We start from the raw sequence: 11560 nt of genomic DNA, 5'->3' as shown, positions 1-11560 counted from the left end.
TTCAAGGAGTGAACGATGTCCGTGTCTTCCCTAAATCCAAACGCATCAAGCAGCCCCAGCGGAGCTGTCGACGATGCGATCGCGAAAATGGAAAAGATGTTCTTGCTGAACCTGAAGCTTCAGGTGGCGACGACTGAAATCGGCGTCAAAAACAAGGCCGCCGACAACATTACCCGCGGCAGCAAGACCTGAGTCACGAGCGCCGCCGGCTTCGGCTGGCGGCGCTTGAACCGCATTGTCGGAGTCGCTTTCCGAAGACGCAGATCGGAAAAGGAGGCCCGATTGGGGATTGGGGACGGGATCGATGCCCACCGGATTGATCGACAAGGCTCAAGGTGAGGCGCGTGCCCTGCGTCGGCCCTCGTCACCGCCGGCCGCGGATGCGAACAAGGCGCGATTCGAGCCCGAAGCCACCATGGACTTCGAGGTGACCGGCGGCCTCCATGAGGGCGCCAGTCTCGGCCTCGATGAGGCGGACTATACGATCGGCTCGGGCAAGGACGCCGAGATCGTCCTGAGGGATGCGGGAATTGCGCCCATGCATGCGCGCCTGCGTTGCCGGGGGCGCCGGGTGGAGATCGAGGCGCTCGGCGGGGCGCTCAGCCTTGCAAAAGGGGAAATCCTGCCACAGGGCCATGGCCGCCGCTGTCACCTGCCGCTCGAGGTCGGCATCGGCGAGGCGCGGTTTCGGCTCGATTTGCGCGGCCGCTCGGCGATGGCGACGCGTTTTGGCGGCGGTACATGGCTCCGCAGGCTGCTGTTCGCGAGTGGCGGAATCGTCGTCATGGTGCTGGGAGCCTCGCTCGCCCTGAATTGGCTGCCGAGCGCCACGGCATTTTCCTCCCAGGCCCATCCGGCCGAAGAGCCGCAGCCGCTTCCGCTTGTTTCCGAAAAGCCAGGTGCGCAGCCGGCTGTCGCGAGCCTGAACGGCGGAGCCAACCCGGCAAGCCGTGCTCGCGACGATCTGGCAGGCCGTTTGGCCGCCGCCGGATTCTCCAATCTGACGATCGGCGCCGAAAAGGACCGCCTGGTCGTTTCGGGCGTGCTGCCGGTGCAGCAAGGTGAGGCCTGGCGGGACATCCAGGCCCGCTACGACCAAGCCTATGGCGACCGCGTCCCTCTCGTCTCACGCGTCGAGACGGGCAAGCCGGCCCAGTCGCCGCCGCTCACCTTGCGAGCGATCTGGTTCGGGGAGCGGCCCTATGTCATCGCCAGCGATGGTGCGCGCTATCACGAAGGGGCTTTCGTCACCGGCGGCTGGATCATCGAGAAGATCGGGGAGGATGATCTGAGGCTGGCCAAGAACGGCACGACGCTCACCTTGAAATACCGATGACCCGACGGCTGGATGCAATTCGCCTCGATGCCCCCAATCTCGGTTCGTCCAGCCAGGAGACGAACGTCAAGGGCTTGCAGGGACCTCCGGTCAACCGGCGGCGGCTGCATTCGATCGAGTCGCGTTCCGGAGAAGCCGGCAAGACGAACAAGAGCGAGCGTTCGGAGACGGCGGCGCGATCGACCGGCAGGCCGGCGGGACCATCGGCAAAGCGCTCCCTCGATGACGAACTCCTGGATTTCACCATGCCCAAGGGAGCGGGCTCGGCCATCCTGCGCCGCTCGGTGTCCATTCTACGCTATTGCATTGCCGATTTGGTGCCCCAGTTGGAAGGAGGAGACCAGCTTCGCAGCCTCGCCCGATCGCTGATGGAGGAAGAGATCGAACGTCATCGCGACCTGATGGCGCGGCTGCAGAAGGAAACCGAAAGCTGACCGACCGGCAGGACACCGTGAAGCTGCTGCACCTGCTGGGCCATCTCTATGGCCGCCACGGGCAGGTCAAGCGCGGCACCGCCTATCTCCTCATCGCGGCTCAGCTCGAGCCGGCGAATACGGAAGTGCTGCGCACCCTGGCCCATCTGCTCGTGCTGGGCGGAGAGGCGGACAAGGCGCTCGCCACGATCGAACGGCTGGAGAAACTGGGAAGCGCCGATCATCCCGCCCTCGCCTTGCTCAGGGGCAAGGCCTTGCTGGCGGCAGGGCGCACAGTGGAAGCGCGCCAGTCCTTTCAGGACTTTCTGGCGCAACGAGAGCTGAATGACCATGCCTGACCGCGTTCTGACGTTCCTTGCAAAAGCCTCCAAACGCGCCGATCTCGTCATCGCGATCATGATGCTGGTCGCCGTGGTGATGATGCTGATTCCCCTGCCGACGGAATTGCTCGACGTCCTCATCACCACCAACATTGCGATCAGCGTGCTGGTGCTGCTTGCCGCGCTCTATGTCAGCCATCCGCTGGATTTCTCGTCGCTGCCGTCGGTCATTCTGATCGCAACCCTGTTCCGGCTTGCCATCACCATCACCACGACCCGCCTCATCCTGCTTCAGGCCGACGCCGGCCAGATCATCACGGCGTTCGGTACCTTCGTGGTCGGCGGCAGCATCGCCGTGGGGCTGGTGGTGTTCCTGATCATTACCATCGCGCAGTTTCTGGTCATCGCCAAAGGCGCGGAGCGGGTCGCGGAAGTCGCCGCGCGCTTCACCCTGGATGCCTTGCCCGGCAAGCAGATGAGCATCGACGCCGAACTGCGCAATGGCGACATCGACAAGACGGAGGCGCGCCGGCTCCGGCAGCGTCTCGAACGCGAAAGCCAGCTTTTCGGCGCCATGGATGGCGCCATGAAATTCGTGAAGGGCGACGTCATCGCCGGCATCGTCATCATCCTGGTCAACCTGATCGGCGGCATTGCCGTCGGCACCCTCCAGCATGGCATGTCGATCGGCGTGGCGGCGTCCACCTATGCCCTGCTGACGGTGGGCGACGGCCTGGTCGCCCAGATCCCTGCGCTGTTGGTGGCGGTGGCCTCGGGCACCATGATCACCCGCGTCGCCGGGGCGGATGGGGAAGGCGATCTCGGCGGCCAGATCGCCGGACAATTGCTGCGCGATTCGCGCACGCTGGGCCTGGCGGCGGTCATCCTGCTCGGTCTCAGCCTGGTGCCCGGCTTCCCCACCATCGTCTTCCTGATTCTCGGCGCTATATTGGGGGCCGGCGCCTATGCCCTCCATCGCAATGCCAAGGGGACGAAGGAAGAGGGACAGGGCTCGGGCCCTGTCGCCGCCGCCGACATCGCGCGGTCGGGCGCGGCTTCTGGTTCGCTTCCAACCCAGGAAGGGGAGGAGGCCCTGCCTTCGACCCGGATCCTGGTCCGCTATGGCAAGGGCACCATGCTCGCCAGGATGGCGCTGGACGATCATGTGGGCGGTATTCGCCAGCGCCTCTATGACGATCTGGGTGTCGAACTGCCCCGCATCGGCGTCTATGAGGACCCGGCCTTGCCGAGGCAGCACGTCCGCATCGACGTGGAGGAGGCACCGGTGTTCGAGGCGGATCTGCCCGAAGACCGCATCAAGGTCGAAGGCGATGCCGCCAATCTCACTTTGCTCGGCCTCGCCTATGAGGAACATCCGGCCGGGCCGCGGGAGAATGCGGTCTGGGTCGAAGCCGGTGCGGCGCCAGCGCTGGCCGAGGCCGGGCTGACCTCCTTCGGGCCGGGGGAGGTCGTCGGCAAATGGGCCGAGGACGTGCTGAAGCGCTATGCCGGGCACTTCGTCGGCATCCAGGAGACCCGTACGCTGCTTTCCGAGGCAGAGGAAGACTATGGCGAGCTGGTCAGGGAAGCGCGCGAAGCCGTGCCGCTGCAAAAGATTGCCGAGGTGCTGCGTCGGCTGGTCGCGGAAAATGTGCCGATCCGCAATCTGCGCATCATTCTGGAAGCCTTGGTGGAAGCCGGCGCTCGCGAGCAGGATCCGGCACTGCTTGCCGAGCATGTGCGCGCTGCTCTGAAACGGCAGATCAGCTTCCGTGCCGCCGGCCGCAACCGCGTCATCGCCGCCTATGTCATGCAGCCTTCGGCGGAAGAATTGCTGCGCGCCGGCCAGCAATCGGTGGCGCTGGGTGGCTTTCTCGGCCTGCCGGAGGAGCAGGCCCAGTCCATCGTGGCTCAGATCGGCCGGGCTTTGGCCGAAACCGCGCCGGACGCCACCCCCGTCGTCCTGACGGCTGGAGACGTCCGGCGCCACATGCGCGCCTTTCTGGCCCAGAACGGCCTCGAACTCGCGGTTCTGTCCTATCAGGAGCTTGCGCCGGAATTCAACGTGCAGCCGCTCGCCACCATCACCAGCCTGCAGGGCCAGGGCGCTGCCCGGCCATCGCTCGCCACCACCCGCCCGGCCAAACAACATGAAGGGGCCGCCTGACACGGGGCAGGGCGGGCACCGACGGCATCAAAAGGAGAGGAACGGAATGACAAGTCACGGCAGGGCCGGCCTTTGCATGGTCACACATGCAACGGGTCTCGCCCCGGAAATCGGTTGGTCTCTCCTGTATCGGCAACTGGCCGTGCTTGCCGCTTTCGTGCTTCTCCTGCTGGGCCTGATGCAAGGTGTCCATGCCCAGACCATGACCAGCTTGCCGAGCAAACCCAGTGTCGACCTCGCCGTGGGGCAGGGCCGCCTGTTCCGCTTCAAGCAGCCGGTCGAAGCTGTGCTGGTCGCCGATACGACCATCGCGGATCTGCAGATCGTCTCGCCGCAGCTGGTTTATGTCTTCGGGCTGAAGCCCGGCCTGACCAATCTGATCGCGGTGACGGCCGACCAGAAAATCGAGGCGACCACGGAATTCCGGGTCAGCACCGATCCCAGGCCCGCCCAGCGGGCGCAGAAGGTATTGCAGCCTCGGGGCGCCACCAATCTCACCATTTTCGGGGACCGCATCGTCGCCACCGGCAATGCCGGCAGCGTCGACGAAGCGCTCGACACCGACGATGTCGCGCGCACCTATTCGCAGCCCGACCGGCCGCCGATCAATGACACCACCATCTCCGGCTCGCAGCAGATCAATATCCGGGTGCGCTTTGCCGAGGTTTCGCGTTCCGAGCTGCTGTCCTTCGGCGTGGACTGGGGCGTGTTCGCCAATTCGGGGAATTTCTCCTTCGGCCTCTTGAAGACCGGCGGCGTGAGCGAGGGCGGCGGCAATCTCGGCATCGGTGTGCGATCCAATGCCGTCAATGTCAGCGCGCTCATCGAAGCCCTGCAGCGCAACGGCATCGTCAAGATCCTGGCCGAGCCGAACTTGACCGCGGTGACGGGCCAGACGGCCAGCTTCCTCGCCGGCGGCGAGATTCCCGTGCCGATTCCGCAAAGCCGCGATACCGTGACGGTGGAATACAAGTCCTTCGGTGTTTCGCTCAACTTCACCCCGACCCTGCTCCCCAACAGCCACATCGCCATTCACGTCAAGCCGGAGGTCAGTTCGATCTCCGATTCCGGCGGCGTTACCCTGGGCGGCTTCAACCTGCCGAGTTTCGTGGTGCGCCGGGCCGATACCACGGTGGAGGTGGCAAGCGGGCAGACCTTCGCGATCGCCGGGCTGTTCCAGCAGAGATTTGCCAAGAGCCTGCAGAAGTTCCCCTTCCTGGGCGACGTGCCCGTGCTCGGCACGCTCTTCCAGTCGGAGCGCTTCCAGCGCGAGGAAACCGAGCTGGTGATCCTGGTCACGCCCTATCTCGTCCAGCCCGTGCGAAGCCATGACCTCGCCACGCCGATCGACCGGCCCGCGCGAAACAAGAAGGCTCGCAAGCCGGCGAATACCGCCGGCATGGGCCTCATCGTGAAATAGGAAGGACGGCAGCGATGAACGCGAATTTCCTGCGAGCCGGCCTTGGCTTTTGCCTGATTGGCCTGGCCGGTTGCTCGGCGGGCTCCACGGCCGATTATTCGCCTGGCTATAGCTATGTGGCGACCAATGGCGGCCATGGCTCGGCCAAGGGAGCGACCGGCTCGGTGCTGGTGCCCGATGCCTGCCTGGGACCTCCGGCCGACGTCCAACGCCCGGCCTGGGGCACGGTGGAAGCCGCCATGCCCGACCTCGGGGCCCATCTGCCGCCAGGTTGTGCCAATGCCTATAATCTGCAGCGCATGGCCGAAAGGCAGGGTGACCTTGTCGAGGGCCGGCGCATGGGTCCTGCCGCCGGCGCCCCTACGGCGCGCGCGGCCCGCAAATATCTGCTGGGGGAGAAGGAGGGGGATGCATCCTCATCGGGAAATCTCGGCGGTGCCGGCGGCAGCGCGACGCAGCAGTCCTCGGATTAGGGTCGGATCCGGGCCGAGGGAAGGATCACACCATCGACTAACTTGCGCTGGCCGCGGTGTTCATCAGGCCGAGCGCCTCGGCGCGCTCCCTGGGGCTGGCCTTGGCACGGATCGAGCGGGTGCGGGCCAGCAGCGCATCGACCTCGCTGCTGGAAAGGCCGACAGGTGGCGTGGTGCGGACTTGGCTGTCCTGACCCAGCAGCCCGTAGCAGACCACGAGGTTGCGCTTGTGATGCAATTGCGCGTCCGGAGCAGCCGCAACCTGCTGGATGAACGGCATTGCCTTTGGCGCGTCGCCGGCGAGGGATGCGGCGAGCGCCATATTGGCCTTGATGTCGAGGTCGGCAGGCGACAGGGTGAGGGCGCGCGAGAAGGAGGCTTCGGCCGCACCGGTCTGTCCGGCCACGGTCTGCGCTACGCCGAGCCGGTTATAGGCGCTGCTGGTGTTGACGATCTGCGCACCCTCGCCGAGGGCGCGGAGCCCGGCCTCGTTGTCGCCGGTCGCCATCATCGCCGAGCCCAGCCCGACCAGCGCCTTGCCGTCCTTGGGCGATTTCGCCAGCGCAGTGCGATAGGCGCCTATCGCATTGGGATAGGAGCCCGCACGCACATAGGCGTCGCCGACCTCGACATTGGCCGTCGCCGATGCGTCGGGTGCGGCCGCCGCCCGTTCGTAGAGGGCGAGGGCGGTTCCCTTGTCGCCATGCGATTCGACATCGGCGGCCAGCCGCATCAGGCGGGAGGATTGCGTGTTCGATGCGCCGCTCAGGCCGACATCGGGCGTGTTGGCATTATGCGCCGTGGTGCATGCCGACAGCACCATCATCGCAAAGACGGGACAAAACGCCGTGCGCAGCCGCATGCCGATCCTCCTGAAAGCCGCCGGATCATATCGCAAGCCTCCTGCCACGGAAACCATATACGCAGGTCATCCACGAGGAACCTTGGAAACGCGCAAAAACGCGCAGGAAATAGTGTGCGTACGCATGGTATAGGGCGCTGACATGTCCCAGGAAAGTGAAGAAAAGAAACTTCCCGCTTCGGAAAAGAAACTGCGCGATGCACGGCGCAAAGGCCAGGTTTCCAACAGCCGGGACCTGGTTTCAGGCTTTTCGATCTTCGCCGCTCTCGCTTTCCTCTATATCGCCGGGTCTGGCATCATGGATCGCATCAAGCAATTCGCCGAGCTTGTCGCGGAGGCGCAATCGGCCCCTTTCGCCGAGACCGCCAGTGCCATGATCCATCAGGCGATGATCACGCTCCTCTATATCGTAGTGCCATTGGCGGGCGTCGTCATCGGCGTGACGATTCTGGTCAGCACCATCGCAACGCGCGGCCCGGTGTTTTCCTTCGAGCCGCTCAAGCCGCAATTCGAACATGTCAACCCTGCCAAGGGGCTCAAGCGCATCGCGTCCCTGCGCAATGTCGTCGAGTTCGCCAAGAGCCTGATGAAGACGCTGCTGCTCGCAGCCGTCTTCGTCGCCATCCTGGCCGCCTGGCTGCAGCCGCTCTTCGAAGTTCCGGCCTGCGGCCAATCCTGTCTGGAGCCGACGCTGCTCGCCATCCTCACGCCCCTCGGCGCTGCGGCTGCGCTTGCCTTCATCGTCGTCGGCCTCATCGACGTGCCGATCCAGCGCGGGCTCTTCCTGCGCGACATGCGCATGACAAAGACAGAATACAAGCGCGAACACAAGGACTTGGAGGGAGATCCTCTGATAAGACAGGAGCTGCAGCGCCAGCGTCGCGACGTGACCAGCCGACCCTATAAGCTCGGCCTCGCCAATGCCGTCCTGGTCGTCGGCGGCCGAGACCATCTGGTCGGCCTGCGCTATGTGCGTGGCGAAACGCCCGTTCCGGTGGTGGTCGGCAAGGGTGAGGGGGCGGCCGTCGCAAGCCTCCGCTCGCAAGCCCGCGAACTGGACCTGGCGATCGTCGAGGATGCCGCCCTGGCGGAGGCGCTGTTCGAGCGAACGGCCCTGGGCGCCTATGTCGAGGCGGATTATTTCCCCGCCATCGTTGCCCACCTCGTCAAGAACGGGCTGGTCTAGTATCGAGTATCGAGCCGCCAGCCTTGGCAGTCGAGGCGATGTCCCAAGGCCGCAAGGCGTCCGGTCCCTCAGGCCACGGGGACGGCGATGCCGAGTGCCGTGAGGGCGACATCGATCTGCGCGACCGAGGCCGGGCCGGCTTCGCCCTTGCGAACCTTGGAAGCGGTGTTGTCGATATGCACCGTCACCTCGCCCGAACCGTAGTCGTCGGGGGCGGTGAAATCCTCCTTGGCGTTGAAGCGCGAGGGATCCGTATAGGTTGAATCGGACGATGCCGTCGCCGTGAGCTTGGAGGCATCGCCCTTGAGGCCGGCGAGCGTGTGGTGCAGGTTGCTGATCAGCGTGTCGCGTGCCGCCTTGGGCATGGCGTCGATCCAGTCGATGAAGGCCTGGCGGCTGGCGGGATCGTTCATCTTGAAGCCCTTGGCCTCGCCATATTTGATGAGGAGCGGCACGGGGCTGTAGCCTTCGCGGCTTTGGTTCCTGAGGGCGGTAGCGGCCTCCTCCGACAGGCCGGCACGCTTGAGGAAGGCGGTCGCGTCGCCCGTCTCGAACTCATGGTTGTCGCGATTACCAGCCACGACGAACTGGGCGATCACCGCGCCGATGACGACGGCCAGTCCGATCGGGCCGAAGGCTGTGCCGGTGCCGAGCGCGGCCATGACGGTGCCGCCGCCCGCGGCGAGGGAGAGGCTCCCCATCGTCGGATCACCCGCCTTGAAATAATCGACCGCGTTCCAGACATCGAAGACCGCGCCGACGGCACCGAGAACCTTCACGGCCGGCTTGCTGCTGGATCCGAACACCTCCACCGACTTGTTGCCGCCCGAGAGAAGGCCGAAGCCATGCGAGAGCTCGATCACGCGCTGGCTGACGCCGGCGGCATCGATCACCATCTTCAGGCCACCCTTCCAGGTTGGGTTGTTGGCAAAGTTGACGCCGGAATTGGCAAGACCTGCCAAGGTGGCGGCGGTGCCGATGATGCGCAGGATCTTGCCCGGTGTCGTGTCGTTCTTGAAGGCCTTGATGCCATTGGCGTCGGTGATGTCGTCCAGCCCTGCATTGAGCTGGCGCATCTTGCGCTCCACCTCGGCGGGCGCGTCACCGGCCTTTGGCAGTGAATCCTCGACCAGCTTGATGGCCTTGTCGAGTTCGCCCTGCTTGACGCCGAGCATCTTGGCCATGCTGCCGTCCTTGAAGGAAACGAGGGCTTCGTCGACCTTCTTGAAGGTCGCGGGGTTTCCGGGATCGAAATCGGCGAAGCCGGGGATCACCGTGCGCCGGATCAGCTGGGTCGCAGCTTCCTCGACGATCTTGCGGCCTCGATCGGTCAAGCGCAGCGTGCCGGCAAGCTTGTCGAACCGCGGCAGGCCGAGCAGGGTCGGCTCCTGCGTCAGCGTCATGTTGAGCGCCATTGCGGTCTTGTCGTCGCCGAGGAGCTTGGCAAGGGTGTCGTTGGCATGCTTCTGATATTGGGCGAGCTCGGGCGGCAGATGGCCCAATTGGTCGATCTGGACCAGGAGCTTCTTGCCGTCCTCCCGGATCTTGGCGGCCAGATCCTGTTCCTTCTGCTGCCATTGCGGGCCCTTGCCCGTCTTGTAGTCCGCGATCGCCTGGGTGAGCTGCTCCGGCGTCATCAGCGGGCCCTTGCTGGCGATCAGATATTGCAGCTCCTTGGTGTGTTCCAGATAGGCATCGACATCCTTGTTCACTGTGCCAGCCGCAAATTGTTGCACGTTCGGCGTGATGGTTTCGTCGACTGGATAGCCGAGGGCGAGCGGGTAATCCAGGCGCGAACCGCTGGCGATGGCCTGGGGGATGGAATTGATGTTGTAGCTGCCGATGTCGGCGAAGCGCTCGACGATGGCCGAAGCGCCGGGTGCATCGCCCATCTTGTCGATGATCTTCATCAGGTTCGACAGGCCTTCCATGCCGACCAGATTGGTGCCGATCTCGCGCTGGCGCGTGGCATTGGCGGCCTCGATGGTGGGCAGGGCGGCCTGCATCAGCTTCACCGCCAGAGCGGGATCAGCCTTGTCCACCAGGCTGCGCAGATTGTACATCACGGTCGCGGCATCGCCCTGGTCGCTGCTCGCCTTCTTGGGGTCGTAGCCCTTCAGCTTCTGCGTTGCCTCGTCGGCTGCCGCCTGGATGAGGATGCGGGCATCCTGCGAATTCGCGATGGCCTGCTTCACCTCAGGTGTCGCCTTGGCATAACCGTCGGCCAGTTTCTTGAAGGCTTCGCCCGGGCTGCCGGCAGCATTGGCATCATCGATTATCTTGCGCGCCGCGCCTTCCACTTGCGGGCCGGCATGGCCTGAAGGGCGCAGGGTGATGCCCAATTCCTTGCCGGCGGTCTCGATCGCGCCCAAGACGAGGCCGCCATCGGTCCAGTCGCGATCGAACAGGCGCTGCAGCGCGGCCGGCCGCTCGGCCTTTGGCAGACCGGCCAGATAGACCTTGGTATCGGCGGTGAGCTGCTTCTGCTCGGCTGCGAAATCATAATTCGGGTCGTCGGAATCGGCACCCTTGTTGCCGCGTTCATAGAGGCCTTTCGCAAAGGCCTCCTCGGGATCGGTCTCGAGGCCGCGCTCCTTGATCGCTGCCTCGGCACTGGCCTTGGCCGGCCCGCCATCCGACCAGTCGTAAGCGGCGATCCGGAGGGCAGCCGCCTGGCGCTGGGACGGCGGCAGGGCGTCGAGATAGGCCCCGATATCGGCCTTGATGGCCGCCCCGCCGGCATTCAGCTCTTCCAGCGAGATCCCGTCCTGGTAGCCGAGCTTGTTGCCCTGGCCGTAGAGGTCGTCGAGAAAGGCCTTTTCTCCAGACGGTACGCCATCGGCACCAGTGGGGGATTTGGCGACCAGCTCGGGCGCGCTTTCGGGGATGATGACGACGTCGTTGGGATGAAGCGCCTCGCCATTGGCATCGAGATGCCCCTTATTGGCCGCGATGAGGTCCGCGAATTTGACGTTGCTCTCGGCGGCGATCTTCCACAGGCTGTCGCCCTGTTCGACGACGACCGTCTTCTCCGTCTTCGAGTCGAGTTGTTTGGGCCCGCCAGCATCGGCCCGTTCGCGCACGGCCTTGTCGACCTGCGATTCGAAGAATTTCTGCTGCTGCGGGGGGAGCGCGAAGCTGACATTCCGGATTGGATCGAAGCGAAACCGTGCGTTCGGATCTATGCGAAAAGACATGCTGCATTACCCCGCCAAAACCAGTCGTGCCATGGCGACAGCGCATCCACCGCGAGCGGGCGCGTGGCCAGTTTGTGGGTAGCACTATGGCCGGGGGTGGATGATGGTTTAATGACACGTCGGACATTTGGCGTGCGGCCGGCGAGCTTTGCGCTGCATCGCCGA

At 64.8% G+C, this 11560-nt stretch carries 10 protein-coding genes; 8 read left to right on the top strand and 2 right to left on the bottom strand.

All coding sequences use genetic code 11. The features are described 5' to 3' along the window. The first annotated feature begins 15 nt into the window (after positions 1-15). The 7 genes from ACZYTC_RS26185 (at position 16) to ACZYTC_RS26155 (ending at position 6150) form a co-directional block, all read left to right on the top strand. A complete protein-coding gene (locus ACZYTC_RS26185) occupies positions 16-192 on the top strand; it encodes a hypothetical protein (RefSeq protein ID WP_181160973.1) in 177 nt (58 codons plus the stop codon). Positions 193-304: 112 nt separating this feature from the next. Further along, positions 305-1336 carry a SctD/MshK family protein gene (locus tag ACZYTC_RS26180; protein WP_488990911.1) on the top strand — a complete coding sequence of 344 codons (1032 nt, stop codon included), beginning with the start codon at positions 305-307 and terminating at the stop codon, positions 1334-1336. Next, the gene (locus ACZYTC_RS26175; protein ID WP_441770664.1) at positions 1333-1770 is read left to right on the top strand and encodes a hypothetical protein; all 438 of its coding nucleotides are present in this window, start codon (positions 1333-1335) and stop codon (positions 1768-1770) included. The genes ACZYTC_RS26180 and ACZYTC_RS26175 overlap by 4 nt, the downstream gene beginning before the upstream one ends. 17 nt (positions 1771-1787) lie before the next feature. Beyond that, a complete protein-coding gene (locus ACZYTC_RS26170) occupies positions 1788-2108 on the top strand; it encodes a hypothetical protein (protein WP_434960675.1) in 321 nt (106 codons plus the stop codon). Beyond that, positions 2095-4257 (top strand): type III secretion system export apparatus subunit SctV, encoded by a 2163-nt coding sequence (gene sctV, locus ACZYTC_RS26165; protein ID WP_488990910.1) that lies wholly within the window; start codon positions 2095-2097, stop codon positions 4255-4257. The genes ACZYTC_RS26170 and sctV overlap by 14 nt, the downstream gene beginning before the upstream one ends. Before the next feature lie 46 nt (positions 4258-4303). Next, on the top strand, positions 4304-5677 hold the full coding sequence (locus tag ACZYTC_RS26160; protein ID WP_441770666.1) for a type II and III secretion system protein family protein: 1374 nt from the start codon (positions 4304-4306) through the stop codon (positions 5675-5677). Positions 5678-5691: 14 nt separating this feature from the next. Beyond that, entirely contained in the window at positions 5692-6150 is a 459-nt protein-coding gene (locus ACZYTC_RS26155; RefSeq protein WP_434960678.1) for a hypothetical protein, read from the top strand. Between the two features lie 37 nt (positions 6151-6187). Here the strand turns inward: ACZYTC_RS26155 and ACZYTC_RS26150 are convergent, their stop codons facing one another. Next, the gene (locus tag ACZYTC_RS26150; RefSeq protein ID WP_434960679.1) at positions 6188-7012 is read right to left on the bottom strand and encodes a tetratricopeptide repeat protein; all 825 of its coding nucleotides are present in this window, start codon (positions 7010-7012) and stop codon (positions 6188-6190) included. Positions 7013-7154: 142 nt separating this feature from the next. On the opposite strand from ACZYTC_RS26150, the gene ACZYTC_RS26145 reads away from it, so the two are divergent. Continuing rightward, positions 7155-8198, top strand: a complete 1044-nt coding sequence (locus ACZYTC_RS26145) for an EscU/YscU/HrcU family type III secretion system export apparatus switch protein (RefSeq protein ID WP_488990909.1) — start codon at positions 7155-7157, stop codon at positions 8196-8198. Positions 8199-8266: 68 nt separating this feature from the next. Here the strand turns inward: ACZYTC_RS26145 and ACZYTC_RS26140 are convergent, their stop codons facing one another. Further along, a complete protein-coding gene (locus ACZYTC_RS26140; RefSeq protein WP_488990908.1) occupies positions 8267-11395 on the bottom strand; it encodes a LysM peptidoglycan-binding domain-containing protein in 3129 nt (1042 codons plus the stop codon). Positions 11396-11560: the final 165 nt, after the last annotated feature.

This window comes from Labrys sp. F242 (genome assembly GCF_057813875.1).
Note: the sequence above shows the minus strand (reverse complement) of the source record. Positions and strands in the feature narration are given on the sequence as shown.